This window comes from Thermoactinospora rubra (genome assembly GCF_002093975.1).
Lineage (GTDB): Bacteria > Actinomycetota > Actinomycetes > Streptosporangiales > Streptosporangiaceae > Nonomuraea > Nonomuraea rubra_A.
Genome location: NZ_KZ084330.1, coordinates 94,538 through 121,354 on the forward strand (window position 1 = coordinate 94,538; position 26,817 = coordinate 121,354).

The following is a 26,817-nucleotide window of genomic DNA, read 5'->3' on the forward strand; positions in this document are numbered from 1 at the left end:
GGCGTTGTCGTGGTCGGCGGGCGCTTACTATCCGAGGCATGGAACTGGCGGCGGACTTCCCTGCGACGACACGGGAGGAGTGGCGGGCGCTCGCGCTCGCCGTCCTGCGCAAATCAGGCGTGGAGACCGACGACCCCGAGGCGTACCTGGCCGCGCCCACCTACGACGGGGTGCCGGTCGCACCGCTCTACGACGCCTCCGACCTGCCCGCCCGCCCGGGCCTGCGGCCGGCCCGGCGCGGCTGGGACGTGCGGCAGCGCCACGAGACGGCCGACCCTGAGGCGGTGCTCGCCGACCTGGAGAACGGCGTCACCTCGCTGTGGCTGGCCGTGCCGCCCGAGGACCTGCCGCGCGTGCTGGCGGAGGTCTACCTCGACCTCGCGCCCGTCGTGCTCGACGCCGGCGGGCGGGTGGCCGAGGCCGCCGAGACCCTGATCGGGCTGGCCGCCGAGCGGGGCACGCCCCTGTCGGGCAACCTCGGGGCCTGCCTGGGGACGGCGGGGCGCGAGGTGGTCGTGGAGCTCGCCCGGCGCTGCGTCGCCGACCATCCGGGGCTGCGCGCGGTCGTGGTGGACGCGCTGCCGTACCACGACGCGGGCGGCAGCGACGTGCAGGAGCTCGGCTGCTCGCTCGCGCTGGGCGTGGCGCACCTGCGGGCGCTGGTCGAGGGCGGGCTGAGCGTGGCCGAGGCGCTGGGCCAGCTGGAGTTCCGCTACGCCGCCACCGCCGACCAGTTCGCGACGATCGCCAAGCTCCGGGCGGCCCGCCGCCTGTGGGCGCGCGTCGCGCAGGTGTGCGGCGGGCCGGGGGAGCAGCTGCAGCACGCGGTGACCTCCTCGGCGATGATGACCAGGCGCGACCCGTGGGTGAACATGCTGCGCACGACGCTGGCCTGCTTCGCGGCGGGCGTGGGAGGGGCCGACGCGGTGACCGTCCAGCCGTTCGACGCCGCGCTGGGCCTGCCGGACGCCTTCTCGCGGCGCATCGCCCGCAACACCCACTCGCTGCTGCTGGAGGAGTCCTCGATCGGGCGGGTGGCCGACCCGGCGGGCGGGTCCTGGTACGTCGAGCGCTGCACCCACGACCTGGCCGTGCGGGCGTGGGAGTGGTTCCAGGAGATCGAGCGCGCCGGAGGGATCGAGGCGCCCCTGGTGGCCGAGCGGATCGCGCGGACGCGGGCGCGCCGCGACGACGACGTCGCCCACCGGCGCTTCCCGATCACGGGCGTGAGCGAGTTCCCCCACCTGGAGGAGAAGCCGGTACGGCGGGGGGGGGGGGGGGGGCGGGCCGNGCGCCGTTCGAGGAGCTGCGCGACCTGGCCGACGCGCAGCCGGTGCGGCCCAAGGTGTTCCTGGCCACCATCGGGCCCGTCGCCGCGCACACCGCGCGGGCCGCCTTCGCGGCGAACCTCTTCCAGGCGGGCGGCATCGCCGTGGAGACCGCCGGGCCGGGCACGGATCCCGAGCAGATCGCGACCGCGTTCGCCGTCAGCGGCACCAGCGTGGCCTGCCTGTGCTCCAGCGACAGGCTGTACGGCGAGCACGCTGCCGCGGTGGCCGCCGCGCTGCGGAAGGCGGGGGCCAGGCGGGTGTGGCTGGCCGGGAGGGGAGACTACGAGGGTGTCGACTCCTACCTGTACGCCGGGTGCGACGCGCTCGCGGTGCTGCGGACGACCTTCGACGACCTGGGGGTGGTGCGATGACTCCGTCCGGTATCCCGGACTTCTCGGGCGTTCCGTATGAGGACCCGGCTGCGGGGGCGCCCGCCGTGCCGGAGGGCGAGACCTGGCAGACGCCCGAGGGCATCGCGGTCAAGCCGCTCTACACCCCCGGCGACCTGGAGGGGCTGGACTTCCTGCGCACCTATCCGGGGGCTGTGCCGTACCTGCGCGGGCCGTACCCGACGATGTACGTCACGCAGCCCTGGACGATCCGGCAGTACGCGGGCTTCTCGACGGCGGAGGAGTCCAACGCCTTCTACCGGCGCAACCTGGCCGCCGGGCAGAAGGGCCTGTCGGTGGCCTTCGACCTGGCCACGCACCGCGGGTACGACTCCGACCATCCGCGCGTGGCGGGCGACGTGGGCATGGCGGGCGTGGCGATCGACTCGATCTACGACATGCGCCAGCTGTTCGACGGGATCCCGCTGGACAGGATGAGCGTGTCGATGACGATGAACGGCGCGGTCCTGCCGGTCATGGCGATGTACATCGTCGCGGCGGAGGAGCAGGGGGTGAAGCCGGAGCAGCTCGCGGGAACCATCCAGAACGACATCCTCAAGGAGTTCATGGTCCGGAACACCTACATTTATCCGCCCGAGCCGTCCATGCGGATTATTTCGGATATTTTCGCTTATACGTCAGCGAAGATGCCGAAATTCAACTCCATCAGCATTTCCGGGTACCACATCCAGGAGGCGGGGGCCACCTGCGACCTGGAGCTGGCCTACACGCTGGCGGACGGGATGGAGTACCTGCGCGCCGGGATCGACGCCGGGCTCGACATCGACGCCTTCGCGCCGCGGCTGTCGTTCTTCTGGTGCATCGGCATGAACTTCTTCATGGAGGTGGCCAAGCTGCGGGCGGCCCGGCTGCTGTGGGCCAAGCTCGTCTCCGGCTTCGGCGCGAAAAATCCCAAGTCGTTGTCCCTGCGCACCCACTGCCAGACCTCGGGCTGGTCGCTGACCGCGCAGGACGTCTTCAACAACGTCGTGCGCACCTGCATCGAGGCCATGGCCGCCACGCAGGGCCACACGCAGTCGCTCCACACCAACGCCCTCGACGAGGCGCTGGCGCTGCCCAGCGACTTCTCGGCCCGCATCGCGCGCAACACGCAGCTGGTCCTGCAGCAGGAATCCGGCACCACCCGCCCGATCGACCCGTGGGGCGGCAGCTACTACGTCGAACGCCTCACCCACGACCTGGCCGTCCGGGCCTGGCGCCACATCGAGGAGATCGAGCAGGCCGGCGGCATGGCCAAGGCGATCGACGCCGGGCTACCCAAGCTGCGCATCGAGGAGGCGGCGGCCCGCACCCAGGCCCGCATCGACTCCGGCCGCCAGCCCGTCATCGGCGTCAACAAGTACCGCCCGGCCGCCGACGAGCCGATCGAGGTGCTGAAGGTCGACAACAGCGCGGTGCGCGCGCAGCAGCTGGACAAGCTCCGCCGCCTGCGCGCCGAGCGCGACCCCGAGGCCGTGCGGCGAGCCCTGGAGGCCCTGACGAAGGCCGCCGCCAACCCCACGGCCGGCCTGGACGGCAACCTGCTGAAGCTGTCCATCGACGCCGCCCGCGCCAAGGCCACCGTGGGGGAGATCTCCGCCGCCCTGGAGCAGGTCTTCGGCCGCCACGCCGGCCAGATCCGTACCATCTCCGGTGTGTACCGTGAGGAGGCGGGCCCGGCGGAGAACATCGAGCGGGTACGGCGGGCGTGCGCCGAGTTCGAGCGCCTGGAGGGCCGCCGCCCCCGCATCCTCGTGGCCAAGATGGGCCAGGACGGCCACGACCGGGGCCAGAAGGTCATCGCCACCTCCTTCGCCGACCTCGGCTTCGACGTCGACGTCGGGCCGCTGTTCCAGACGCCGGAGGAGGTCGCGCGCCAGGCCGTCGAGGCGGACGTGCACATCGTCGGGGTCTCGACGCTGGCCGCGGGGCATCTGACGCTGGTGCCGGCGCTGAAGAAGGCGCTGGAGGACCTCGACGCCGGGGACGTCATGATCGTCGTCGGCGGCGTGATCCCGCCCGACGACTTCGACGCGCTGCGCGCCGCGGGCGCCGCCGCGATCTTCCCCCCGGGAACGGTGATCGCCGACGCCGCCCTTGGCCTGGTGGAGGAGCTGCGGTCGAGGCTGGGGCACTGACCTCGACGGCATCGCGCGCCGTCCGAGCCTCGCTCGGGCGGAGGCCCCACTCCTCCGCTTTCGTCCCGACCTGCTCGTACGATCGGTGGCATGAGATCCCTGGAGGACTACGTCGACGGAGTGAAGGCCGGCTCGCGCACGTGGATCGCCCGCGCGATCACCCTCGTGGAGTCCTCCAGGCCCGACCACATGGAGCTGGCCCAGCGGCTGCTGGTGGAGCTGACGCCGCTGGCGGGCAACGCCAGGCGCGTGGGGATCAGCGGCCTGCCGGGGGCCGGCAAGTCGACGTTCATCGACGCTCTCGGCACGATGCTCACCCGGGAGGGGCACCGCGTGGCGGTGCTGGCCGTCGACCCGTCCTCCACCAGGACCGGCGGCAGCATCCTGGGCGACAAGACCCGCATGGCCAGGCTGGCCGCCGACGAGAACGCCTTCATCCGGCCGTCCCCGACGTCCGGCACGCTGGGCGGGGTGACCAAGGCCACCCGCGAGGCGATGGTCGTGGTGGAGGCGGCCGGGTACGACGTGGTGATCGTGGAGACGGTCGGCGTGGGCCAGTCCGAGACGGCGGTCGCCGACATGGTGGACACGTTCGTGCTGCTCAGCCTGGCCCGGACCGGCGACCAGCTGCAGGGCATCAAGAAGGGCGTGCTGGAGCTGGCCGACGTGATCGCGATCAACAAGGCGGACGGCGAGCACGAGCCGGCGGCCCGCAAGGCGGCGCGGGAGCTGGCGGGGGCGCTGCGCATGCTGCGCTCGGAGGACGGCCCGCCGCCCGTGCTGACCACCAGCGGCCTGACCGGCGCGGGCCTGGAGGAGCTGTGGCGGCACGTCCTGGTTCACCAGGAGGGCGTCGACGTGGCGGCCAAGCGCCGCCGCCAGCAGGTCCGGTGGGTGTGGACGCTGGTGGAGAACCGCCTGCTGGCCGAGGTACGGCGGGTGCCGGGCGTGGCCGAGGTCGAGCGGGAGGTGCTGGAGGGACGGCTCACGCCCGCGCTCGCCGCGGACCGGTTGCTGGCCGCCTTCCGCCGCGCCATGTGACGATGGCGATGTGGATGAAGGCGATGTGGACGAAGGCGATGTAGACCGCCTGCTGCCGGAACCGGTCGCCAAGGCCGTGGCGGAGTACCGGGCGCTGCGCGACGAGCACGGCGTCTGCTGGGGCGAGCAAGGCGTGGCCTACCTGGCCGAGGTCCGCACGAGCGCCTACCTCATGCCTCCCTACGGCTTCTCCGTGGCCGCCTATCGCAGGGCCGTGGGGGACCGCGACGGCGACCCGCTGGTCGCGGACCGCATCGTCCGCGACACCCTCGCCGGGGACGTGCTGGACAACCTGGCCGCCCTCCGCCTCACGCCGGAAGGCGCGAGCCTGGAGGCCAGGACCCAGGCGGTCCTCGACGACACGCCGCCGCGCACCACGCTTCTGCTGGACTCCAGCCGCGACGAGCCGGCCACCGTGACCGTGAACGGCACGCCGTACCAGGTGGAACCGAAGGGAGCGCGCCTGGTGGAGATCGACGGCGCGGCCGAGGTGATCGCCGACGGGCGGCGGGTGGACCTGACGCCGCTGGCCCGGCGCGTCCCCAAGGCCACGCTGACCCTCCGCGCGGGCTTCCCGTGCCGCTGGAGCGTCAGCAGCGAGGACGGCCAGGGCTGGTGGCCCGGCGGGGTGCCGCGCAAGCTCGACGCGCACCGCAGGCCGTACTTCCACGGCGACGGCCTCACCCTCGACGTCCCGGCCGAGACGGTGGTCGTGCAGGTCACCAGGGGCATGGAGTACGCCACCGACGAGGTGCGGCTCGACCTGGCCCCCGGCGAGCACCGGCTGGTGGAGCTGCGGCCGGAACGCCTCTACGACGCCGAGAGCCACGGCTGGTACGGCGGCGACCTGCACGTCCACCTCAACTGGATGGGCGAGGAGCCGGCCGGGCCCGCGCTGGCCGCCGCCGCGCAGGAGGGCGAGGACCTGCACGTGCTGAACCTGGTCGCGGGCAACGTCGCCGGGGAGCGGGTCTACGACCGCGAGGCGATGGAGCACTGGGCCGGGCGCGACCTGCCGTGGTCGGACGAGCGGCACATCGCCCGGTTCGGCGTGGAGTATCGCAACGACCTGCTGGGCCACTGCACGGCCTTCGGCCTGGGCGGCCCGCCGAGCCGCTGGCACAGCGGGTTCACCGGCGCCGACCACCCGCCCAACAGCCGGATCCTGCGCGAGCTGGGAGGCGTGCGCAGCTACGGCCACCCGTTCCACACGCCCGGCGACGAGCTCGGCTCCGGACGCAACTGCGCGGCGCGGGAGGTCGTCGCCGACGCCGCCCTCGGCCTGGTCGACGCCCTCGACGTGCTCAACCACTCCTCGATCGAGGCGACCGCGGCGGTCTACCGGCGGCTCATCGGGGCGGGCAACCGCCTGGCCGTCAGCGCGGGCACCGACGCCGTCCTGTCGATCTGCCGCCGCGGCACCGCCTCCAGCCCGCCCGGCTGGGCGCGGGTCTACGCCTGGGTGGACGGGCCCCTGACCGCCGAGTCGTACGGCGAGGCGATCCAGCTGGGCCGGACCTTCGCCACCACCGGGCCGTGGCTGGAGCTCAAGGTCAACGGGCACGGGCCGGGCGAGACGCTGCGCCTGGCGGCGGGGGAGCGGGTGCGGGTCCAGGTCAGGTCCGTCGGGCCGGAGGTGGAGCGGCTGGAGGTCCGCACCGCCGGGGGCGTCGCGGCGCAGGGGCCGCCCGGCCGGCTGGAGGTGGAGCTGCGCCCGGACGAGCCCACGTACGTGGTCGCGGTCGCCACCGGCGGGCCGCACCCCCGCTCGATGCACCCCGAGGGCGTCTACGCCCACACCAGCCCGGTCTACCTGGAGGTGGGCGGCGGCCCGATCGCCAGGCCCGAGGACGTCCGCTGGTGCCTGGACTGGCTGGACCGCCTGGAGGGCCTGGTGCGCGAGCTCGGCAGGTTCGACGCCGACGGCCAGCTGGAGGCGCACCTGGAGCTCTACGAGCAGGCCCGCGCGGTGTACCGGGCTAGGCTTGACGGTCATGGACCTGGCCTGCCTGACCGCTGAGGAGCTGCTCAAGCTCGCCGTCCCACACGAGGACATCGCCCCGCTCCTGGCCGGCCGGCCCGCGCCCGGCTCCGACGCCTGGCGGCGGCTCCAGCAGGACGCGGGCGACCTGCTGGCGAGGATGGGGCGGGCAGACAGCGGGCCGCGGCCGCCCGAGGAGGCGACGGCGGAGTTCGGCCCGTACTACTACGTCTACGTCTTCCTGGCCCTCCTGCCCCACGTGCGCGCCTACCACCGCGAGCACGGCATCCCGGCGGAGGTGTCGTGGTTCACGCTGACCGACCTCGGGCGGCACATGGCCGTCCACCGGCGGCTGCACGGCAGGCCGGGGCTGAACGCCGTCTGGTGGCACACCCTGCATTTCCGCGGCCTGCTCTACGCGCTGGGCAGGCTGCAGTTCGAGCGGGCCCCGCTGGGCGAGGCGATGGCCGGGCTGGCGCGGTCGGCGGGCATCGACGCCGAGGCGGGCGAGCCGGTGCTGAGCGTGCACATCCCCGACTTCCTCGGCCCCATGACGCCCGAGGCGTGCGAGGAATCCTTCCGCCGGGCGCGGGAGTTCTTCCCCCGGCACTTCCCCGAGGACTTCCCCGACGGCAAGGTGCGCCTGGCGGTGTGCGACTCGTGGCTGCTGGACGGCCGGCTCGCCGCCCACCTGCCGCGCGGGTCCAACATCGTGGCCTTCCAGCGGCGCTTCGTCACCGGCAACCCGCGCCCCGACCGCGACGGCATCCTGCCCTTCGTGTACGGCACCGCCGAGCCGCCCGCGGTGCCGCCCCGCCGTACCTCCCTGGAGCGGGCCGTCGCCACCCTGCTCGACGGCGGCGCCGTCCCCTGCTGGACCATGGGCGTCACGCGATTGTGAGGACGGAGAGGGTGGCGCGGCGCGAGGTGGAAATCGCGGAATTCGGGCATTAGCCGGTGCATGCGGCTGAGATCACACCTCCACCGGCTGGACAAGAAGCTGTTCGCGGCGGTGGCCGAGGCGCACCTGCCCGGGCTGGAGCGGGTGCTGCCCCAGCTGTCGCGGGCGGCCGACAACGCGCTGCTGTGGACCGGGGCGGCGGGCGTGTTCGCGTTGAGCGGCAGGCGCAGGATGCGGCGCGCGGCCACGCGCGGGATGCTCGCGATCAGCCTGGCCAGCCCGCTGGTCAACCTCGTGGGCAAGCAGGTGTTCAAGCGGGAGCGGCCGGCGGCGCGGCCCCCCGTGGCGCGCGTGCTGAGGATGCCGCTGTCGGCGTCGTTCCCCTCGGGGCACTCGGCCTCGGCGGCGGCCTTCGCCACGGCGGTGGCGCTGGAGGCCCCGCCGCGGGTGGCCGTCCCGGTCGCGCTGCTGGCCTCGGCGGTGTGCTTCTCGCGCGTCTACACGGGCGTGCACTACCCGGGGGACGTGCTGGCCGGGGCGGCCATCGGGGTGGTCACGGGGCTGCTGACGCGGCGCGTCTGGCCGGAGGCGGGCGAGGCGGGCCGGGCCCGCGCGGCGGCCGCCGCCCCGGCCGAGGCGCACGACCCCGAGGGCGAGGGCCTGGTGCTGGTCGCCGAGCCGGGAGCCGACCTGGCGGAGATCCGGGCGGCGCTGCCCCGCGCGTCCATCGTGGCGGCTCCGCCCGCCGACGCCAGGACTGTGGAGTCAGACGTCGCGGAGACCGGGGCAGGGGAGTTCGAGGCGCCGGAGACTGAAATCGCGGAGTCCGGAGCCCTGGAACCCGAAGTCGCGAGGTCCGAGGCCGCGGAGACCGAAGCCGCGGCCATCGGAGTCTTGGAGTCAGGAGTTGCGGAGTCCGGGACAGCGGAGGCCGCAGCCGCTGAGGCTGGAGCCGCGGAGACCGGGGCCGGCGTCACGGGCGGCGCGAGGTCCTTCCGCGATGCCGTACGGCGGGTCGCCGCGGGCGCGAAGGTGCTCGGCGTGGCGGGCGGCGACGCGGCGGTCGCGGACGCGGCCCGCGAGGCGCTCGGCCGCGGCCTGCCCCTGCTGGCGGTGCCCTGCCGGCCCGCCTTCTTCTCGGCCCTCCCCGCCGCCCTCGGCCTGGAGGACCCCGGGGACGCCGTCCACGCCTACCGGACGGGCGCGGTCGTCGCGGTGGACGTCGGCGAGGTCGCGGGACACGTCTTCCTCAACCACGCCGGCGCCGGCCTGCACGGCGAGCTGGCGGCGCGCGTGGAGGCCAGGCGCCACGTCCTGGGCACCTGGCCCGCCCTGCTGTGGTCGCTCGCCGAGCTCATGCGCGCCGGCGCGAGGCCCGCCGAGCTCGTCGTGGACGGCGTGCCGTACCGGACGTGGGCCTTGTTCGTCGGTAACTGCCGCTACGACGGCTCGAGCCCGGTGCCCAGGCGTCGCCACCGGCTGGAGGACGGCCTGCTGGACGTCAGGATGCTCACCGCCGCCGACCGGCTGCCGAGGCTGCGCGCCTTCACCAGCCTGATCGGCGCCCGCCTGGGCCTGTCGCGGCTGTACCGCCGGTGGCAGGCCGACCACCTGACCCTGTCCGCTCACGCGCCGTCCGGCCGGGTGCGGCTGACCCTCGACGGCGGCAGGACCGTGGCCGTGCGGGGCACGGCCGTCTTCGCCAAACGGCCGCGCGCCCTGCACGTGCTCAGATGACGGCCCGCTCGTACATCTGGTCGAGCTCGTCGCGGAAGTGCTCCTCGACGACCTTGCGCCGCACCTTGAGGCTGGGGGTCAGCTCGCCCGTCTCCACGGCGAAGTCCTGCGACAGGATCGCGAACTTCTTGATCGTCGAGTAGCTCGGGAGCGTCGAGTTCACCGCGTCGACGGCCTTCTGCACCTCCGCCCGCATGCGCTCGTGGCCGCGCAGCTGCTCGGGGTCCTCGGGCAGGCCCTCGGCCGCCGCCCACGGCCTGACCACGTCCATGTCGAGCGTGACCAGGGCCGTGCAGTAGTTGCGCCGGTCGCCGTGGACGAACACGTGCGACAGGAACGGGCAGGCGGCCTTGATCTTGCCCTCGATGTAGGTGGGGGCGACGTACTTGCCGCCGGAGGTCTTGATGAGCTCCTTCTTGCGGTCGGTGATGCGCAGCCGGCCCGCCTCGTCCAGCTCGCCGATGTCGCCGGTGTGCAGCCAGCCGTCCTCCAGCGTCGCCGCGGTCTCCTCCGGCAGGTTGTGGTAGCCGCGCATGATGCCGGGGCCGCCGATGAGCACCTCGCCGTCCTCGGCGATGCGGACCTGCACGCCCGGCAGCGGCAGGCCGACGGTGCCGAAGGCGTTGGAGTCGGGCCGGTTGAGGAAGCTGCCCGCCGAGCTCTCGGTGAGCCCGTAGCCTTCGAGGATCGTCAGCCCCGCGCCGTCGAAGAACTCGGCCACCTCCATCGACAGCGGCGCGGAGCCGGAGATGAAGAAGCGGATGCGCCCGCCGAAGCGCTGGCGCAGCTTGGCGAACACCAGCCGGTCGGCGACGGCGTGCTCCAGGCGGGTGGTCAGCGGCACGGGCACGCCCTTCTGGCGGGCGCGGCTGACCCGGACGCCGGTCTTCTTGGCCCACGCGAAGATCTTCGCCTTGGCGCCGCCCTCCCGCTGGACGGTGGCCGCGACCGTGTTGTGGATCTTCTCGAAGATGCGCGGCGCGGCGGCCATGAACGTGGGCTTCAGCTCGCCCAGGTTGTCGGCGATCTTGTCCAGGCGGCCGTCGATCGCGGTCGGCACCCCGCACTCGATCATCACGACCTCCAGCAGCTTGCCGAAGGAGTGCGCCAGCGGCAGCCACAGGAAGTGCAGGTCGTCGGGGCCCAGCAGGCCCAGCTCGCGCACGCCGGCCGCGGTGGCCAGCCAGTTGCCGTGGGTCAGCTCCACGCCCTTGGGGCGGCCCGTGGTGCCGGAGGTGTAGATCAGCGTCGCCAGGTCGTCGGGGGTGATCGCGTCGACCATGGCGTCGTAGTCGCCCTCGCCCTTGACGTCGTCGAGCCTGACGACCCAGCCGTCGTCGCTCGCCGTACCGTCGACCACCAGGACGTTGCTCACGCCGGCCAGCTGGTCGCGGACCGACCTCAGCTTGGCGACCTGCTCGTCGTTCTCCGCGACGACGAGCCTGGTCTGCGAGTCGTTGATGACGTAGGCGCACTCCTCGGCGGTGTTGGAGGGGTAGATCGTCGTGGTGGCCGCGCCCGTCGCCAGCACGGCCAGGTCCGCGAGGATCCACTCCAGGCGGGTGGAGCACAGGATCGCCACCCGGTTGTCCTTGTTCGCGCCCAGCTGCGCCAGGCCCAGCGCGAGCGGGCGCACGCGCTCCTGCACCTGGCTCCATGTCAGCGATGCCCACCCCGACTCGGCCGGATAACGGTAGGCCTCGGCGTCCGGGCTGTGCTTCACCCGGTCACGCAACAAGGCGGGAATGCTCGACATACGCGACCTCCTCTGGCGAACGATGTGCAGACTCTAGGACGGAGGACGGCCGCGCGTCGATGGGCGCGGGCGCGAGGTGGCGTGGACGAACGAGCGCGAGCGCACTTCCCACGCCCCGCAGGAGCAGCGCAGGTACGACACCACTCCCTCGGAGGTGACGTGGGAGGAGACGAGGGTCAGGCCCAGCGGATCGTGAAGGTGCATGTCTCCACCGTGGTGTAATGCCCTTATGCATTTCAATGCTTACGGCGGCAACGGGGCGGCCCTGTCGGCGGCGCTGGTCAACGCCACCGACTTCCGTCCCCGGCCGCTGGCCAGGCTGATCGCCGCCCACGAGATGCTGCGCACCGACCTCACCGCCGAGCAGGCCGGGCAGGTCCGCGCCTGGGCCGCCCAGCTGGCGCCCGTCTTCGGCGAGCGCGACACCGCCAAGCAGGTCGAGCTCGTCAACGGGCTGCTGGAGATCTCCGCCTCGCGCCCGTACGTGAGCACCCACGACGGGCTCCGGCCGCACCTGCACTTCTGCTCGCCGGAGGCCGACATCGTGGCCCGGGTCAGGGACACCACGGCCGGCGGCCTGGCCATGGTCGTCTGCTTCTCCGACGGGCGCAGGCTGGGCCGGTGCGAGCGGGAGGGGTGCGAGGTGGTGTTCGTGGACACCTCGCGCAACGGCCGCCGCCGGTTCTGCTCCCTGACCTGCGCGAACAGGGTCAACGTGGCCGCGCACCGGGCCCGCGCGGTTGCGCGGAGATCACCGATCGGCTAATATCCCCTGGTCTTGTCGCCTAGCCCTGGAGGGGCATAGTGAGGATCTGAGGTCGCGGGCACCGCGCCTTCCACCGGCGCACCTGTCACCTCAGCATGTCGTCCTCACAGGCGCGCCTTGCGGTGTTCCCGCCGAGTCACGTCGTCATCCTCGTGATCGGGAGCCGCCTCATGCCTTTTCCCCTGTCCATCGTCGTGGACCATGTCAGCTTCGCCTGGCCCGACGGCACCGTGGTGCTCGACGGGCTGTCGGCCGCCTTCCCCGCCGGACGGACCGGCCTCATCGGGCGCAACGGCTCGGGCAAGTCCACGCTCTTGAAGATCATCGCCGGCGAGCTGCGTCCCGCCGCCGGATCGGTCACCGTCGAGGGGCAGGTCGGCTACGTGCCGCAGACCCTGCCGCTCGGCGTCGGCCGCACCGTCTCCGACCTGCTCGGCATCACCCGCGCCCGGCACGCCCTGCACGCCATCGAGCGGGGCGAGGTGGCCGAGGAGCACTTCGCGGCGATCGGCGACGACTGGGACGTCGAGGAACGCGCCAGGGCCGAGCTCGACCGGCTGGGTCTGGGCCACCTCGACCTGGACCGCACGGTCGCCACGCTGTCGGGCGGCGAGAGCGTCATGGTGGCGCTCGCCGCGCAGTTCCTGCGGCGCCCGGAGGTGCTGCTGCTGGACGAGCCGACCAACAACCTCGACCTGGAGGCCCGGCGGCGGCTGTACGCGGCCGTGGAGTCCTGGGGCGGGGTGCTGGTCGTGGTCAGCCACGACCGCGCGCTGCTGGCGCTGGTGGACCAGATCGCCGACCTGCGCGAGGGGACCGTGCGGATGTACGGCGGCAACCTGGCCGCCTACGAGGAGCAGCTGGCCGCCGAGCAGGAGGCCGCCCAGCGGCAGGTCCGCACGGCCGAGGCCGAGGTGCGCCGGCAGCGGCGCGAGCTCGTCGAGGCGCGCACCAAGGTGGACCGGCGGCGCCGCTACGGGGACAAGATGGCCGCAGTCAACAAGTCCCCCAAGATCGTGGCCAACGCGCGCAAGCGCCAGGCCCAGGTGTCGGCGGGCAAGCACCTGGCCGTGCACGAGGAGCGGCTGGAGGAGGCGCGTGAGCGGCTGACCGAGGCCGAGCAGGCCGTCAGGGACGACGCGGAGATCCGGATCGAGCTGCCGGAGACCGAGGTGCCCGCCGGGCGCGTGGTGCTGACCCTCGACCTGGAGACGGCCGGGCTGCCCGCCGCGGGTACGGCACGGCCGCCCGCCGACGGTGCCGACGGTGCGGTGCAACCGTCCGGCGACGGTACGGCTCAGCCTTCCGCCGACGGTGCGGCCCAGCCGTCCGAGCACGGTGGCGCACGGCCGCTGGAGACGCTGGTCATCCGCGGTCCCGAGCGCATCGCCCTGCTGGGCCCCAACGGCTCGGGCAAGACCACGCTGCTGCGGCGCATCGCCGAGCAGGGCGCCAACGTGCCGGTGCGCTACCTGCCGCAACGGCTGGACCTGCTGGACGACTCCCTCAGCGTGCTCGACAACGTCCGCGCCGTGGCCCCCTCGGCCTCGGTCAACGAGGTGCGCGCCCGCCTGGCGCGCTTCCTGTTCCGCGGCGACAGGGTGATGCAACGGGCCGGGACGCTGTCGGGCGGCGAGCGGTTCCGCGCGACGCTGGCGGCGCTGCTGTCCGCCGAGCCCGCTCCGCAGCTGCTGCTGCTGGATGAGCCGACCAACAACCTCGACATGGCCAGCGTCGCCCAGCTGTCCCAGGCGCTGGCCGCCTACCGGGGCGCGCTGATCGTGGTCAGCCACGACCTGCCGTTCCTGGAAGGGCTGGGGATCGACCGCTGGCTGGTCATGGACAGGGAGAGGGGGCTGGCCGAATCGTGATTGACGTTCAGGGATCAATCAGGCGATAGTGTGGCAGATGGCTGCCCCCCGTTTGATGACCGCTGCTCCCCGGTTGATGACCTCGGCGCTCGCCGCCGCCGTGCTGACCCTCACCGCGTGCAGCGCGTCCACCCCGGCGGGCACCTCGGAGATCACCGGCGTGGCGGGCGAGGGCGCCGGGACGGCCCCGCCGTCCGGCACCCCGGCCAGTCCCCAGCCCACCGTCGCCGCGTTGACGCCCGAGGCGTACCGGGGCGAGCTGGAGAAGATCCAGAAGACGGTCCGCGACTCCCTGGACGACCTGGCCTCGGCGCGCACCGTGAAGTCCCTCGACCAGCGCGTCTCACGCGCCGAGGAGGAGCTGACCGGGGCCGCCGACGGCCTGGCGGCGCTGACGCCGCCCCCGGAGGTGGCCGTCCAGCACGAGCGGTTCGTCGCCGGCCTGCGCGACCTGGCCGCCGAGCTCGGCGCGGCCACCGGCAAGGTGGCCACCCGCGACCTGTGCACGGGCTCGGCGCTGGTCAGCGACGTGGGAAGCAAGCTCAAGGAGCTCGACGCGGCCGGGCAGGCGCTGCAGGACGCGGGCGGCTACCCGGCCGACGTGGTCGCCGTGAAGGCGGCGGGCAAGCAGAACCGCCGCCTGCCCAACGGCCGCTTCCTGCGCAAGGAGAGCCTGACGGGCCGCAGCTCGCTGCAGATCGACAACGGCTCCTCCCGCGACGCCGTCGTCACGCTGATGCGGGGCGGCACCAAGGCGTTCACCGTGTACGTGCGCAAGAAGTCCAAGTTCAAGGTGCGCGGCGTGCGCGACGGCTCCTACCGCGTCTACTTCACCCACGGCGTGGACTGGGACGGCAGGCTGCGGGCCTTCACCCGCCAGTGCAGCTTCGAGCGGTTCGACGACAAGGTGAAGTTCAAGACCACCTACACCGCCACGCGCATCCTGTGGCACGACTGGCGGATCACGCTGCACGCGATCACGGGCGGCAACGCCCGCACCTCCGACGTCGACCCCGGCGACTTCCCCGGCTGACCTCGGCTCCGCACTGGGAACCATACGAAAAAGAGCCGCTCGCGCGGCTCTTTCCCGGGTGGCTCAGGAGGAGAACAGCATGTTCACCCAGCTGCGCTGCCGGTGGTGGCCGTAGTGGCCGCCGTGGGGCGCGCCCCAGCCGGGGCCGTGGGCGGCGGGCGGAGGCGGCGGGGGCGCCGCGTGCCACTGGGCCTCCATCCGCGTCAGCGTCTCGAGCTCGCCGTAGTCGAGGAAGATCCCACGGCAGTTGTCACACTGCTCGATGTGGACCCCGTTGCGCTCATATGTCCGCATATTGCCGCGGCACTTGGGGCACTGCATCTGGCTCGTTCTCCTTGCCCTCTGCGGGTATTGACCTGCGTGCGCCACTATCTCAGGCTTCGCTGAAGCCCGACAATCCTGCCGCACGCCTCGATCAACGATTGCTCGGTCTCGTCGAGTTCCCTGCCCTCCCGCTTGGCGCGGTCCAGGGCGAGGGCGGCCAGCTGGACGGTGAGCGTGCGGGCGGGCAGGTCGAGCCGCCGCCACGGGTCGCCCTCGCCCAGCGCGGGCCCGCCGGCGGCCAGGTAGGCGCCCAGGAAACGCTCCCAGGAGCGCGGGTCCAGCAGCCCGGCCGCGTACCACGCCGCCGGCCTGGCCAGGTCCCACGCCGGGTCGCCCACGCCCAGGTCGTCGACGTCGATGAGCAGCCAGCGGTCGCGGCGCACGAGCTGCCCCAGGTGCCAGTCGCCGTGCGTGAGCAGCCCGGGAAGCGGCTGCGGCTCGGGTAACCCCGCGTACGCCTGCCGTACCAGCCGCTCCTGCGCGGACTGGCCGGTCAGGCGGGCCACCGCGCGCGCCGCACGCGCCGGGCCGCCCGCCGCGGGCAGCGGCGGCAGCACGGTCAGGGGTACGGCGTGCAGCCCGGCCAGCAGCCTGGCGCCCTCCTCCCAGGGCGCGGCGGCCAGGTCGTCGGGGGAGACCGGCCGCCCGGCGGGCCAGACGGTCACCGCGCGGCCCGCCACGCGCAACACCTCCTCGCACAGCGGCGCGAGCATCAGGCCGTGAAGCGGCGCGGAGGCGGCGGCCCGCACCCGCAGGGCCAGCTCGGCGGGGTCGTCCCGCTGGGAGTGCGCCTTGACCACCACCTCCCCGCGCCGCACCACGAGCACGTCGGTGCGGGTGACCGCCCACTCCGGCTCGCCGCGCCCGCCGTACCGCTCCGCCAGCGTGGACAGCTGCTCCTCCAGGGTCACGCCGATAAGACTAGGGGGATGAGCAGAGTCGGTTTCGCCGTGCCGGTGTCGGGCCCGTGGGCCACGCCGGAGAACATGCGCCGCATCGCCCAGCGGGCCGAGGAGCTGGGCTACCACGAGCTGTGGACCTTCCAGCGGGTGCTGTACCCGGTGGGCCACCCCATGGGGCCCACCTACCGCAGCGTCCACGACCCCGTCGTCGCCCTCGCCCACCTGTCCGGGATCACCTCGCGGATCAGGCTGGGCCTGGCGGTGGTCAACGCCTACCTGCAGCCGGTCGTGCTAGCCAAGCAGCTGGCGAGCCTGCAGATCCTGTCGGGCGGGCGGCTGACGGCCGGGCTGGGCCTGGGCTGGCTGCCGGAGGAGTTCCAGGCCGCCGGGGTGCCGTTCGAGGCGCGGGGGCGCAGGGCCGAGGAGTTCCTGGAGGTGCTGCGCGCCTGCTGGACCCAGGACGTCGTCGAGTACAAGGGCGAGTTCTTCCAGGTGCCCGCCGCCCACATGGCCCCCAGGCCGGATCCCGCGCCGCCGGTCCTCCTCGGCGGGACGGCCGAGCGGGCGCTGCGCAGGGCGGGCCGGCTCGGCGACGGCTGGGTGAGCGCGAGCCGGGAGGACCTGAGCGGGGTCGCGCAGAAGATCTCCGTCGTCAAGGAGGCCGCCCGGCAGGCCGGGCGCGACCCGGAGCGGCTGCGCATCGTCGTCCGCGGGGTGACCAGGGTGCGGCGGGGCGAACGCGCCTCGCTGACCGGCACCTACGAGGAGATCCGCCAGGACGTGGCCGAGCTGTTCGCCAAGGGCGTCACCGACGTCTTCCACGACCTCAACTTCGACAAGGAGATCGTCACGGCCGACGCGCGCGAGGCGATGCGGCGGGCCGAGGAGGCGCTGGAAGCGCTAGCGCCCTAGCCTCCTGCGCGACGGCCGAGCGCAGCTCCCGGATGCCGGGACGGCCGCGCACCGGATGCACCGCGTTGGTCAGCAGCACCACGGTCAGCGCCAGCCCGCGGTCGACGACGAGCGAGGTCCCGGTGAAGCCGGAGTGGCCGAACGCATCCGTCAGCGGCCCGACGATGGCCGGGTCGCCGATCCGCACGCCCAGTCCCTGGCGGAACGGCGCGCCGCTCGCCCCCTGGTCGCGGGTCATCTCGGCCACGGTCGCGGGCTTGAGCGCCGCCCCGCCGCCCAGGCGCAGCGCCTCGCCGAGGCGCAGCACGTCGTCGGCGGTGGCGAACAGTCCCGCGTGCCCGGCGACGCCGCCGAGCGCCCGAGCGGTCTCGTCGTGGACCTGACCGCGCAGGCAGCCGCCGGGGTGGCACTCGGTGGCGGCGATGCGGGGCAGCAGCCCGGACGCGGGCCGGTAGCAGGTGTCGCGCATGCCGAGGGGGCCGGTCACGCGCTCGCGCACCAGCTCCTCCAGCGGGGCGCCGCCGGCGATCTCTGCGACGCGGCCGGCGGTGACCATGCCCACGTCGGAGTAGACGTACGGCCCGCCGACGGGCAGCGTGGCGGGGGTGGACAGGACCAGCTCCAGGCGCTCGGCGGGGGAGCCGGAGGGCAGTTCGAGGTCGGGACGGCGGGTGGGCTGCAGCCCCGCGGTGTGGGTGAGCAGGTGGCGCACGGTGACGTGGGGCCGGTGGGCGTAGTGGGCGGGCAGCCAGCGCGCCACCGGGTCGTCCAGGCCCAGCAGCCCGTCCTCGGCCAGGGAGAGCATCGCCGCGGTGGTGCACAGCTTGCTGATGGAGGCCAGGTCGAACAGCGAGTCGCGGCGGGCTGCCGGCCGGTCGGCGGCCAGGGTGCCGGAGCAGTCGGCGTAGCGGACCAGCTCGCCCGCGACCGCGGCGGCGGCCACCCGCCCGCCGACGGCGACGAGCGCGACGGCGGCCGAGCACACCTCGGGCACGGCCCGCTCCAGCAGGGCGGCCAGCCCATCCGGCGGCCCATCGGGCCGCACGTCCGGCCGCTCAGCCACCGTTGACCTTCTCCAGCGCGGCGCCCAGGCGCTCGCCGTGCGACTCCAGCAGCGCCCGCGCGGCGTCGGCGTCGAGCCCGTGCTCGATCATGACGACCGCGACCTTGGCCTGCCCGCCCGCCTCCTCCAGGGCCTTGCGCGAGGTCTCCAGGTCCGCGCCGGTGATGTCGCGGACCATGCGCAGCGCGCGTTCGGCGAGCTTGGCGTTCATCGCCGACACCTCGATCATGCGGTTGCCGTAGGTGCGGCCGAGCCTGATCATCGAGATCGTCGAGATCATGTTGAGCACGAGCTTCTGCGCGGTCCCGGCCTTGAGCCTCGTCGAGCCGGTCACCACTTCCGGGCCGACGACGACCTCGATCGCGTGCTCGGTGGCCGCCGACAGGGGCGCCCCGGCGTTGCACGACAGGCCCACGGTGAGCGCGCCGCGGTCGCGCGCCTCGGCGACGGCGCCCAGCACGAACGGGGCCCGCCCGCTGGCCGAGATGCCCACCACCGAGTCCAGGCGCCCGACCTCCAGGCGCGCCATCTCCGCCGCGCCCGCCTCGGCGTCGTCCTCGGCGCCCTCGATCGAGCGGGTCAGCGCCTCGGGTCCGCCCGCGATGACGCCCTGGACGAGCGAGGGGTCGGTGCCGAAGGTCGGCGGGCACTCGGAGGCGTCGAGCACGGCCAGCCGCCCGGAGGTGCCCGCGCCGACGTACAGGAGCCTGCCTCCCGCCTCCATCCGGGCGGCGATCGCGTCGATGGCCGCGGAGATCGCGGGGATCGCCACGGCCACGGCCACGGGCACGGCGGCGTCGGCCGCGTTCATCAGCCTGGCGATCTGCTCGGTGGGCAACCGGTCGATCTGGCTGTAGCGCGGATCGCTCTGCTCCGTGGACAGCTCGGGAAGCGGCTCAACCATGACGCTAATCTTCACCTTCTCTTGCAGATTTGGCAATTAGTTTCACAGAATGCTCTCCATGCGCATCGGAGCAGAACGGCTGGCCGCGGATCCCTCCCTGGTGGAAGGCGCGCGGATCGGCCTGGTCACCAACCACGCGGGCGTGCTGCCCGACCTGACTTCTACCCCGTCCGCCCTGCTGGAGGCCGGCGTGCCGCTGGCGGCGCTGTTCGGGCCCGAGCACGGGCTGCGCGGCGCGGCCCAGGCGGCCGAGGGCGAGGCCGACGGCGTGGACCCGGCCACCGGGCTGCCGGTCTTCGACGCCTACGGCCGGGACCCCGGCGAGGCGCTGGCCAGGGCCGGCGTCGACACGCTCCTGATCGACCTGCCCGACGTGGGCGCGCGCTTCTACACCTACATCTGGACCATGCACGACTTCCTCCGGGCGGCGAGCCGGCAGGGCGTGCAGGTCGTCGTGCTGGACCGGCCCAACCCGCTCGGCGGCCTGGTGTGCGAGGGGCCCCTGCTGGACCCCGCCTACGTCAGCCCGGTCGGCAAGGCGCCCATCCCCATCCGGCACGGGCTCACCGTCGGCGAGCTGGCCCTCGGCTTCGACCCCTCGGCGCGGGTGATCGAGATGGAGGGCTGGCGGCGCGAGATGCTCTTCCCCGACACCGGCCTGATCTGGGTGATGCCGTCGGTCAACATGCCGTCCTTCGACACCGCGCTGGTCTATCCGGGGACGGGCCTGTTCGAGGGGACGAACTTCTCCGAGGGGCGGGGCACCACGCGCCCGTTCGAGCTCGTCGGCGCGCCGTACGTCGACGAACGCTTCGCCCCGGCGCTGGGCGCGCTGGACCTGCCCGGCGTGCGCTTCCGTGAGGCGTGGTTCCGTCCCACCTTCCACAAGCACGCCGGGACCCTGGTCCGCGGCGTCCAGGTGCACGTGCTGGACCCGCGGAGCTTCCAGCCGGTGCTGACCGGCGTGTCGATGCTCCACGTGGCCAGGACCCTGTATCCGGAGCAGTTCGCCTGGTGGGGTCCGGAGCGGTTCGAGCAACACCTGTGGGGTTCGGGCACGCTCACCGAGGGCCTGCGCGACCCCCGCGAGCTGTGCCCCGAACCCGCCCACCCCGTCGGCCACCTGCTCTACCCCAGCTCGCGCCGGTAGAGCCAGAACACCCGCTCCACGCGGGCGCCGACGGCGCGGGAGTAGAAGCGCTTGGGCCCCACCCAGCCGATCTGCGCCGTCGCCTGGCCCGCCACGCGCTGCTCGGCCAGGCAGCGCCGCAGCAGCACCCGCCCCAGCCCCAGGCCGGTGGCGTCCGGCCGGGTGCCCATCGGGCCGAACCAGGCGGGCCGGGCGCCCCAGGCCGCGAACGCCAGCACCTGCCCGTCGCGCATCGCGTAGTGCAGCCCCGCGGCGTTGGCCGCCTCCCAGGCCCAGGCGTCGTTCCACTGCTCGCGGACGAAGGCGACCACCTGCTCCGTCACCCCGGCGTGGACGCTCACGCCCCGCCCGGCCAGCCGTTCGAGGTCCGCCGCCACGTCCAGGTCGGCGGCCAGGTCGGCCGTCATGTTCCAGGCCGTGCGGTAGTGCTCGTAGCCCAGACTCTCGGCCAGGCAGGCGGCCGGGGTGTAGCGGACGTCGATGCCCGGCCAGGCGTAGCACGGCGGGTTGCCGGCGAACCTGGCCTCGCGCGCCCCCTGCGCCCGCAGCCAGTCCTCGGCCGCCCGGACCAGGCGCCGGCCGGTGCCGCGGCCCTGCCGTTCCGGATGGACGGCCAGCAGGTCCACGTGGCCGACGGAGGGATCCACGCCGGACAGCGAGGCGAACACGACGCCGCCGTCGAGCTCGATCGACGTCCAGCGCCGCGCCGCGGGCGGGGCGGCCAGCCGCCGCACGATCGCGGCGGCCTCCGGCGCGTCGTAGGTCAGGGCGGCCTCGGCCACCTCACAAGCCCAGGCCGCCTCCCACGCCTGCCGCATCCGGCTCACACCTCGGCCAGGGGCCGCGCCACGACGCTGCGGCGCTCGGGATGGAAGCACGCGTGCTCCTGCGGCACGCCCGCCGTGACCTGGAGCGTGGGCCGCTCGGCCAGGCACCGCTCGGTCCTGAACGGGCAGCGCGCGGCGAACAGGCAGCCGGCGTCGTCCACCGCCGCCTCGGGCCCGCCGGCCGGGACGACGGGCTGCGCCCCCGGCTCCTCCAGCCCGTGGAGCACGGGGATGGCCGACAGCAGCGCCTGGGTGTAGGGGTGGACCGGCTCGGAGATCACCGTGTCGACCCTGCCGTGCTCGACGACCTGGCCCCGGTAGATGACGTACAGCTCGCCGTCGTCGCCGATGTAGCGGGCGGTCGCCACGTCGTGGGTGATGAACAGCACGCTGACCCCGAGCCGCTCGCGCAGGTCCTTCAGCAGGCCCAGGATGCCCAGCCGCAGCGACACGTCGATCATGGAGACGGCCTCGTCGGCGACGAGCATCTCCGGGTCCACGGTCAGCGCCCTGGCGATCACCACGCGCTGGCGCATGCCGCCGGACAGCTGGTGCGGGTAGCGGCCCAGCACCGCGCCGGGGTCCAGCCCCACGAGGGTCAGCACCTCGGCCGCGCGCTCCTCGACCCACGCCGCGCTCCGCCCGGTCTGCCGGGCCCGCAGCTTCAGCGGCGCGTGCAGCGTCTGGTGGATCGTCCTGGTGGGGTTGAGCGCCGAGTAGGGATCCTGGTGGATCATCTGGATGCGCCGGAAGTACGGCTGGCGCGCCTTGGGCTTGAGCGGGGACATGGCCGCCCCGTCGATGGTGATCTCGCCCGCGTCCCAGCTCTCCAGGCCGGCGATGATCCGCCCGAGCGTGGTCTTGCCGCAGCCGGACTCGCCGATGAAGGAGGCCGCGCCGCCTTTGGGGATGGCGAAGTCCACCCCGCGCAGCGCCTGGACGGTCTGCCCGCCCAGCACGTGGCCGCGCTGCCGGAACGTCTTGGTGATGCCCGTGCCCGTGATCATGCGGTCTCCTCCCGGGTGGCGCCCGCCATGGCGGTCGCGTGACAGGCGACGAGCCGCTCGCCGTAGGCCGCGCTGGGCGGGTCGACGCTCTCGCACACCTCCATCCTGAGCGGGCAGCGCTCGCGGAAGACGCAGCCCTCCCTCGGCACGGTGGCCAGCGTGGGCGGGCGTCCCGGCAGCGCCTGGGCCAGGCCGATGTCGCCGGTCAGGCGCGGGATGGCCCTGATCAGCCCGCGGGTGTAGGGGTGGCGGGGGGAGGCCAGCACCTCGCGGGTGGGGCCCTGCTCGACCAGGCGCCCGCCGTACATGACCGCGAGCCGGTCGGCCACCTCGGCCACCACGCCGATGTCGTGGGTGATGACCAGGGTGGTCAGGCCCCGCTCGGCGTGGATCTCCCGGATGATCTTCAGGATGGTGGCCTGGGTGATCATGTCGAGCGCGGTCGTCGGCTCGTCCAGCACGACCACGTGGGCGTTGAGCACCAGCGCCAGCATGATGCCGACGCGCTGGCGCATGCCGCCGGACAGCTCGTGCTGGTAGGAGTCCAGCACGCGGGCGCCGTCCATGCCCATGCGGCCCAGCAGCTCCCTGGCCTCGCGCACCAGCGCGCGCAGGTCCGCCACGCCGTGCGAGCGGCCCAGGTCGAGCAGCTGCTTGCCGACGGTCTTGAGCGGGTTGAGGGAGTTCTGCGCCGCCTGGAACACATAGCCGATCTTGGCGCCGCGCGCCTGCCGCAGCCGCTCGCCCTTCAGGCCCACGATGTCGCCGAGGCCGCCGATCTCCACGCTGCCCGCGGCGATCCGGCCGGGCGGCTGCACGGCGTTGAGCAGCGACAGCGCCAGCGTGGACTTGCCGGAGCCGGACTCGCCGACGATGCCGGTGATGGAGCCCGCCGGCAGTTCCAGGCTGACGTCCCGGACCGCGGGCAGCTCGCCCAGGGGTGTCTTGTAGACGACCGTGAGGCCGTCGATGCGCACTGCGGTCACGCTACTCCTCGCGAAGGCGGGGGTTGAAGATCTCGTCCATGGCGTCGACGACCAGCACGATGCCCAGCGTCAGCAGCAGGATCGCCAGCAGCGGCGCCAGCAGGTACGGCAGGGCCGCCGCGGTGGTCATCGCGCCGCCGCCGAAGACGGCCAGGTTGAGCATCACGCCCCAGTTGTCGGCCTCGTAGGGCAGCACGCCGAGGAAGAACAACCCGACCTGCGCGTAGACGGCGCCGGTGACCGAGATGAGCATGTTCATCGCGATGTAGGGCGCCATCGTGGGCAGCAGCTCCTTGCCGATGATGTGCCCCGTCGACAGGCCCAGGCCGCGCGCCGCCTCGATGAAGCCGCGCTCGCGCAGCGACAGCGTCTGCGAGCGCACCGCCCGCGCCACCGTGCCCCAGTTGAGCAGGCCGAGGACCAGGCCCATCTCCACCGCGCTGCCGAACTTCCACACCGTGGAGAGCACCAGCAGCAGCGGCAGGCCGGGGATGGTGAGCTTCATGTCGGTCAGCCGCATGAGCACGGTGTCCCACCGGCCGCGCTTGAAGCCCGAGAACAGCCCGATCGCCGTGCCCAGCACCACCGTGATGAGCGCCGTCACCAGCGCGCTCAGCAGCACGTACTGCGAGCCGGTGACGACCTGGGCGAGCACGTCCTTGCCCTGGCCGTCGGTGCCGAAGGGATGCTCCCAGGTCATCGGCCCGTAGGTGTTGTTCACGTCCCGGGGCAGGTTGTCGGGGTAGAACAGCGGCCCGGCGGTGGCCATGAAGGCGAAGCCGATCAGGATGAGCACGCCGGCCATGCGGCTGGGCTTGCGCTTCATCACCCGCCACACGCCGCGCCAGAAGTTGCGGCGCAGCGAAGCGCTCGACGTCTCCAGGATGACGCTGGTCACGCCGCTGCCTCCTCTCCGCTGCGCACGCGCGGGTCGATGACGGTGTAGAGCAGGTCGGCCGCGATGTTCGCCACGATCGTCGCCCCGGTGATCAGCAGGAACGCCCCGCCCATGAGCGCGTAGTCGCGGTTGGTCACGCTCTCGATCAGCATGAGGCCCAGGCCGGGATAGTTGAAGATCCGCTCGATGAACACCGCTCCCGCGAACAGCAGGCCCATGGAGATGGCCAGGATGGTGAACAGCGGCAGGATCGCGTTGCGCGCGATGTAGCGGAAGACGATGGAGCGCTTCATCCCGCGCAGCTCCGCGGCCAGGATGAAGTCGTCGCCCAGCACGGTGACCACGCTGGACTTCATCGCCAGGATCCAGCCGCCGTAGCTGGCCAGGGCGTAGGTCAGCACCGGCAGCGTGGCGTGCTCGATGAGCGTGCCGATGTACTCGGGGGTGAAGCCCGGCTCGATGAGGATGTCCGCGGTGCCGTCGGTGGGCAGGATCGCCAGCGTCGTGCCGAAGATCGCGCCGAGCAGCAGCGCCAGCACGTACTGCGGCACGCCGTGCAGCAGCGAGCCGGAGATCGCCAGGATGTCGCCGAGCCTGCCCGAGCGCCGCACGGCCGCGTAGACGCCCATGATCACCCCGACGAGGAAGCTCAGCAGCGTGCCGGCCAGGACTGGTAGAACGGTCCACTTGGACGCCTCGGCCAGCACGCCGGTCACCGGCGCGCCGGGATTGGTCACCGAGGTGCCGAGATCCAGGCGCAGCAGCCCGCCCATGTAGTCGACGTACTGCTCCCACAGCGAGCCGGAGGGGTAGAAGCCGTAGGCCACCCGGACGGCCTGGCTGGCCGCCGCTGGGTCCATCCCCGAGGTGACGAGTTTCTCGTACAGCGCCAGCATCGGGTCGCCGGGGATGTTCCTGACGATGAAGAAACTGATCGTGGCGACCACGAAGATCATGGCGAGCCCGCGGGCCACGTGGCCCGCGAGCCGCCGGAGGAATGCCGTCATGCCTTCTTCTTGATCATCCCGAGCTGGATCCAGACGCCGTGCGGCTGGCGCAGCAGGTCGTGGTCGTCGCCGGGGAAGCCGGTGAAGCGGCTGTGGTTCTGGAACTGGGTGTTGACGTAGTCCCACATCTGGACCACCGGCAGGTCGGCGTTGGCGACCTTGGCCAGCTGGAGCATGAGGTCCTTCTGCTCCTCGGCGCCGACGCTGTTGAGCTTGGCGGTCAGCTCGCCGGGGTTGACCTTGCCCAGGCCCTCGACCTCGATCTCCTCGGCGCTGCCCATCCAGTTGCCGTTCTTGCCGGGCGCGTTGTGGGTGACCTTGCCGGCGATGTTGGTCCAGCCGTTGGCCGAGCCGTAGATGCGCTGGAAGATGTTGTACGGCGCCGGCCCCAGGGCGATGAGCCAGAAGCCGGTGTCGTACTTACCCTCGGCCATCTCGGTCTGGTAGAGCGGGAAGTCGGCGGTGGTGACCACCTCGGCGTCCACGCCGTTGTCGATCAGCTGGCTCTTGATGTTCTCCTGCGCCGCCAGCCAGTCGGAGAAGCCGGCCGGGGCGTGCATGGACACCTTCCACGGCTTGCCGTCGGGCAGCGTCCACTTGCCGTCCTTCTTGGTCAGGCCGGCGGCCTTGAACTCCGCCTCGGCCTTGGCCACGTCGTGGGCGTAGGGCTCCAGGTTGTTCAGCTCGGCGCCGAGCCACTCGGCGGCGGCCTTCTGGTGGATGCCGGTGGTGGTGACGGCGGGCAGGCCGCCCTCCGGCGAGGCGATCTTCTGGACCTCGGCCCGGTTGATCAGGTAGGCCAGGCCGCGCCGCACGTGGACGTTGTCGTAGGGCTTCTTGGACTGGTTGAACGCCAGGCCCACCGCGACGGGGGAGTAGCCCTTGACGACCACGTTGCCGGGCGTCTGCTTGATCTGCGCCATGGTGTCGGCGGGCACGGCGACGAACGGCGCGCTGTCGAGCTTGCCGGCCTTCAGGTAGTTCCACACCTGCTCGTTGCCGGTGTAGTTGAGCAGCTGCACCGCGTCGGGCGCGACGTTGGCGGCGTTGTAGAAGTTGGGGTTCTTCTTCAGCAGCGCCGCGCTCGGGTTGACCCGCTCCAGCACGTACGGCCCGGCCGAGACGTCCTTGCCCGGGTTGTGGGCGATGATCTTCTTGCCCAGCTCGGTGATCTCGGTGCGGGCGGCCTCGGCCGCGGCGTCGGTGCCGCGCGCCGCCTTGATCTTGTCCCAGATGTCGGCGGGCAGCACGCTGCTCCACACGTGCGCCGGGACGACGGCGGTGTCGAGCACGCCCCGCGCGAAGGTCTGGGAGGGGTTGGACATGTCCTGGGTGACCTTGACGGTCTTGTCGTCCACCACCGTCACCTCGGCGGCGGCGCCCGCGGCGCCCGGCTGCAGCGCGAAGGCCGTGCTGCCCTGGGTGTAGGCGATGGCCAGCGACAGCTTGACGTCCTCGGCGGTCACGGGCTTGCCGTCGGACCACTTGTTGTCCGGCTGGAGGCGGATGGTGATCGAGGAGTTGTCGGGGGCGACCTCCCAGCTCTCGGCGATGCCCGGGTAGAACTGGTTGGGGTCGGTCAGGTGGTTCTTGGCCCAGGCCAGCTTCATGGCGTTGTAGCCGGAGAAGGAGTTGCCCTTCGGGGCGAACGGGTTGGCCGGGCCGTTGGGGTCGATGCCGGGCTTGGTGCCGTCGATGGTGGTGTACACCGCCGAGCCGCCACCCGATGCGGACTTGTTGGTGTTGCCACTGCTGCTGCACGCCGACGCGGCGGCGATACCGAGCAGCGCCACGACGGCTGCTAGTCGCTTCATTGCTCCGCTCCGAGTGGGGGACCGTGGGATACGCCCCCGACCGTAAGGCGAAGCCCCAGCCGCGTCAAGATTATCTACA

At 73.0% G+C, this 26,817-nt stretch carries 23 protein-coding genes; 11 read left to right on the top strand and 12 right to left on the bottom strand.

What is annotated here, in order from left to right:
- Nucleotides 1-38: 38 nt before the first annotated feature.
- The 6 genes from BSB02_RS10270 to BSB02_RS42115 all read left to right on the top strand — a co-directional run.
- Nucleotides 39-1,290: methylmalonyl-CoA mutase subunit beta (locus BSB02_RS10270; RefSeq protein WP_240506329.1), on the top strand; the 1,252-nt coding region annotated here is incomplete at its 3' end.
- Nucleotides 1,291-1,698: 408 nt separating this feature from the next.
- The gene (gene scpA / locus BSB02_RS10275; protein WP_084958488.1) at nucleotides 1,699-3,858 is read left to right on the top strand and encodes a methylmalonyl-CoA mutase; all 2,160 of its coding nucleotides are present in this window, start codon (nucleotides 1,699-1,701) and stop codon (nucleotides 3,856-3,858) included.
- Nucleotides 3,859-3,948: 90 nt separating this feature from the next.
- Nucleotides 3,949-4,899 carry a methylmalonyl Co-A mutase-associated GTPase MeaB gene (gene meaB, locus BSB02_RS10280; RefSeq protein ID WP_084958489.1) on the top strand — a complete coding sequence of 317 codons (951 nt, stop codon included), beginning with the start codon at nucleotides 3,949-3,951 and terminating at the stop codon, nucleotides 4,897-4,899.
- A 25-nt stretch (nucleotides 4,900-4,924) separates the two neighbouring features.
- Nucleotides 4,925-6,919, top strand: coding sequence for a CehA/McbA family metallohydrolase (locus tag BSB02_RS10285; protein WP_084958490.1), 1,995 nt, complete (start codon nucleotides 4,925-4,927; stop codon nucleotides 6,917-6,919).
- Entirely contained in the window at nucleotides 6,894-7,781 is an 888-nt protein-coding gene (locus BSB02_RS10290; RefSeq protein WP_084958491.1) for an acyltransferase domain-containing protein, read from the top strand. The genes BSB02_RS10285 and BSB02_RS10290 overlap by 26 nt, the downstream gene beginning before the upstream one ends.
- A 60-nt stretch (nucleotides 7,782-7,841) precedes the next feature.
- A complete protein-coding gene (locus tag BSB02_RS42115; RefSeq protein ID WP_084958492.1) occupies nucleotides 7,842-9,518 on the top strand; it encodes a bifunctional phosphatase PAP2/diacylglycerol kinase family protein in 1,677 nt (558 codons plus the stop codon).
- Here the strand turns inward: BSB02_RS42115 and BSB02_RS10300 are convergent.
- Complete coding sequence (locus BSB02_RS10300; RefSeq protein ID WP_084958493.1) at nucleotides 9,511-11,274, bottom strand: AMP-dependent synthetase/ligase; 1,764 nt, start codon at nucleotides 11,272-11,274, stop codon at nucleotides 9,511-9,513. The genes BSB02_RS42115 and BSB02_RS10300 overlap by 8 nt on opposite strands.
- Nucleotides 11,275-11,307: 33 nt before the next feature.
- Nucleotides 11,308-11,478, bottom strand: coding sequence for a hypothetical protein (locus BSB02_RS40535; RefSeq protein ID WP_158088600.1), 171 nt, complete (start codon nucleotides 11,476-11,478; stop codon nucleotides 11,308-11,310).
- A 25-nt stretch (nucleotides 11,479-11,503) separates the two neighbouring features.
- Here BSB02_RS40535 and BSB02_RS10305 point away from each other — a divergent pair, with 25 nt between their 5' ends.
- The 3 genes from BSB02_RS10305 (at nucleotide 11,504) to BSB02_RS10315 (ending at nucleotide 14,944) form a co-directional block, all read left to right on the top strand.
- Nucleotides 11,504-12,040 (top strand): CGNR zinc finger domain-containing protein, encoded by a 537-nt coding sequence (locus BSB02_RS10305; RefSeq protein ID WP_084958494.1) that lies wholly within the window; start codon nucleotides 11,504-11,506, stop codon nucleotides 12,038-12,040.
- A gap of 170 nt (nucleotides 12,041-12,210) precedes the next feature.
- The gene (locus BSB02_RS10310; RefSeq protein ID WP_084958495.1) at nucleotides 12,211-13,911 is read left to right on the top strand and encodes an ABC-F family ATP-binding cassette domain-containing protein; all 1,701 of its coding nucleotides are present in this window, start codon (nucleotides 12,211-12,213) and stop codon (nucleotides 13,909-13,911) included.
- A gap of 37 nt (nucleotides 13,912-13,948) precedes the next feature.
- A complete protein-coding gene (locus BSB02_RS10315) occupies nucleotides 13,949-14,944 on the top strand; it encodes a hypothetical protein (protein WP_143590452.1) in 996 nt (331 codons plus the stop codon).
- A gap of 63 nt (nucleotides 14,945-15,007) precedes the next feature.
- On the opposite strand, the gene BSB02_RS10320 is transcribed toward BSB02_RS10315, so the two are convergent.
- Nucleotides 15,008-15,265: a TFIIB-type zinc ribbon-containing protein gene (locus tag BSB02_RS10320; protein ID WP_084958497.1), complete on the bottom strand. Its 258-nt coding sequence runs from the start codon at nucleotides 15,263-15,265 to the stop codon at nucleotides 15,008-15,010.
- 47 nt (nucleotides 15,266-15,312) lie between these two features.
- The gene (locus BSB02_RS10325) at nucleotides 15,313-16,179 is read right to left on the bottom strand and encodes a phosphotransferase (RefSeq protein ID WP_084958498.1); all 867 of its coding nucleotides are present in this window, start codon (nucleotides 16,177-16,179) and stop codon (nucleotides 15,313-15,315) included.
- Nucleotides 16,180-16,197: 18 nt separating this feature from the next.
- Between BSB02_RS10325 and BSB02_RS10330 the strand changes: the two genes are divergently transcribed.
- The gene (locus BSB02_RS10330) at nucleotides 16,198-17,082 is read left to right on the top strand and encodes a TIGR03619 family F420-dependent LLM class oxidoreductase (RefSeq protein WP_084958499.1); all 885 of its coding nucleotides are present in this window, start codon (nucleotides 16,198-16,200) and stop codon (nucleotides 17,080-17,082) included.
- Here BSB02_RS10330 and BSB02_RS10335 read toward each other — a convergent pair.
- A complete protein-coding gene (locus BSB02_RS10335; RefSeq protein ID WP_206184612.1) occupies nucleotides 17,018-18,145 on the bottom strand; it encodes a serine hydrolase domain-containing protein in 1,128 nt (375 codons plus the stop codon). The genes BSB02_RS10330 and BSB02_RS10335 overlap by 65 nt on opposite strands.
- Nucleotides 18,138-19,049: an N-acetylmuramic acid 6-phosphate etherase gene (gene murQ / locus BSB02_RS10340; RefSeq protein ID WP_084958500.1), complete on the bottom strand. Its 912-nt coding sequence runs from the start codon at nucleotides 19,047-19,049 to the stop codon at nucleotides 18,138-18,140. The genes BSB02_RS10335 and murQ overlap by 8 nt, the downstream gene beginning before the upstream one ends.
- Before the next feature lie 58 nt (nucleotides 19,050-19,107).
- Between murQ and BSB02_RS10345 the strand changes: the two genes are divergently transcribed.
- Complete coding sequence (locus BSB02_RS10345; protein ID WP_206184613.1) at nucleotides 19,108-20,199, top strand: exo-beta-N-acetylmuramidase NamZ family protein; 1,092 nt, start codon at nucleotides 19,108-19,110, stop codon at nucleotides 20,197-20,199.
- Here the strand turns inward: BSB02_RS10345 and BSB02_RS10350 are convergent.
- From BSB02_RS10350 to BSB02_RS10375, 6 genes are read right to left on the bottom strand one after another with little or no spacing between them, the layout of a single operon-like run.
- A complete protein-coding gene (locus BSB02_RS10350; RefSeq protein WP_084958502.1) occupies nucleotides 20,178-21,017 on the bottom strand; it encodes a GNAT family N-acetyltransferase in 840 nt (279 codons plus the stop codon). The two genes, BSB02_RS10345 and BSB02_RS10350, sit on opposite strands and share 22 nt — an antisense overlap.
- Before the next feature lie 5 nt (nucleotides 21,018-21,022).
- Nucleotides 21,023-22,033 (bottom strand): ABC transporter ATP-binding protein, encoded by a 1,011-nt coding sequence (locus BSB02_RS10355; RefSeq protein ID WP_084958503.1) that lies wholly within the window; start codon nucleotides 22,031-22,033, stop codon nucleotides 21,023-21,025.
- Nucleotides 22,030-23,019 (bottom strand): ABC transporter ATP-binding protein, encoded by a 990-nt coding sequence (locus BSB02_RS10360; RefSeq protein ID WP_240506330.1) that lies wholly within the window; start codon nucleotides 23,017-23,019, stop codon nucleotides 22,030-22,032. The genes BSB02_RS10355 and BSB02_RS10360 overlap by 4 nt, the downstream gene beginning before the upstream one ends.
- Before the next feature lies 1 nt (nucleotide 23,020).
- Nucleotides 23,021-23,917, bottom strand: a complete 897-nt coding sequence (locus tag BSB02_RS10365) for an ABC transporter permease (protein WP_084958504.1) — start codon at nucleotides 23,915-23,917, stop codon at nucleotides 23,021-23,023.
- Nucleotides 23,914-24,924, bottom strand: a complete 1,011-nt coding sequence (locus tag BSB02_RS10370) for an ABC transporter permease (RefSeq protein ID WP_084958505.1) — start codon at nucleotides 24,922-24,924, stop codon at nucleotides 23,914-23,916. The genes BSB02_RS10365 and BSB02_RS10370 overlap by 4 nt, the downstream gene beginning before the upstream one ends.
- A complete protein-coding gene (locus BSB02_RS10375) occupies nucleotides 24,921-26,738 on the bottom strand; it encodes an ABC transporter substrate-binding protein (protein ID WP_084958506.1) in 1,818 nt (605 codons plus the stop codon). Before BSB02_RS10375 ends, BSB02_RS10370 begins: the two co-directional genes overlap by 4 nt.
- Between the last annotated feature and the right edge of the window lie 79 nt (nucleotides 26,739-26,817).

Bases quoted from the DNA above. Each gene is read 5' to 3' on its own strand.
- BSB02_RS10370 (WP_084958505.1), bottom strand. From the start codon at position 24,924: ATGACGGCATTCCTCCGGCGGCTCGCGGGCCACGTGGCCCGCGGGCTC.
- BSB02_RS10290 (WP_084958491.1), top strand. From the start codon at position 6,894: ATGGACCTGGCCTGCCTGACCGCTGAGGAGCTGCTCAAGCTCGCCGTC.
- BSB02_RS10305 (WP_084958494.1), top strand. From the start codon at position 11,504: ATGCATTTCAATGCTTACGGCGGCAACGGGGCGGCCCTGTCGGCGGCG.
- BSB02_RS10300 (WP_084958493.1), bottom strand. From the start codon at position 11,274: ATGTCGAGCATTCCCGCCTTGTTGCGTGACCGGGTGAAGCACAGCCCG.
- BSB02_RS10310 (WP_084958495.1), top strand. From the start codon at position 12,211: ATGCCTTTTCCCCTGTCCATCGTCGTGGACCATGTCAGCTTCGCCTGG.
- BSB02_RS10330 (WP_084958499.1), top strand. From the start codon at position 16,198: ATGAGCAGAGTCGGTTTCGCCGTGCCGGTGTCGGGCCCGTGGGCCACG.
- BSB02_RS42115 (WP_084958492.1), top strand. From the start codon at position 7,842: ATGCGGCTGAGATCACACCTCCACCGGCTGGACAAGAAGCTGTTCGCG.
- BSB02_RS10375 (WP_084958506.1), bottom strand. From the start codon at position 26,738: ATGAAGCGACTAGCAGCCGTCGTGGCGCTGCTCGGTATCGCCGCCGCG.
- BSB02_RS40535 (WP_158088600.1), bottom strand. From the start codon at position 11,478: ATGCACCTTCACGATCCGCTGGGCCTGACCCTCGTCTCCTCCCACGTC.
- BSB02_RS10345 (WP_206184613.1), top strand. From the start codon at position 19,108: ATGCGCATCGGAGCAGAACGGCTGGCCGCGGATCCCTCCCTGGTGGAA.
- BSB02_RS10355 (WP_084958503.1), bottom strand. From the start codon at position 22,033: ATGATCACGGGCACGGGCATCACCAAGACGTTCCGGCAGCGCGGCCAC.
- BSB02_RS10350 (WP_084958502.1), bottom strand. From the start codon at position 21,017: ATGCGGCAGGCGTGGGAGGCGGCCTGGGCTTGTGAGGTGGCCGAGGCC.
- meaB (WP_084958489.1), top strand. From the start codon at position 3,949: ATGAGATCCCTGGAGGACTACGTCGACGGAGTGAAGGCCGGCTCGCGC.
- scpA (WP_084958488.1), top strand. From the start codon at position 1,699: ATGACTCCGTCCGGTATCCCGGACTTCTCGGGCGTTCCGTATGAGGAC.
- BSB02_RS10315 (WP_143590452.1), top strand. From the start codon at position 13,949: ATGGCTGCCCCCCGTTTGATGACCGCTGCTCCCCGGTTGATGACCTCG.
- murQ (WP_084958500.1), bottom strand. From the start codon at position 19,049: ATGGTTGAGCCGCTTCCCGAGCTGTCCACGGAGCAGAGCGATCCGCGC.
- BSB02_RS10320 (WP_084958497.1), bottom strand. From the start codon at position 15,265: ATGCAGTGCCCCAAGTGCCGCGGCAATATGCGGACATATGAGCGCAAC.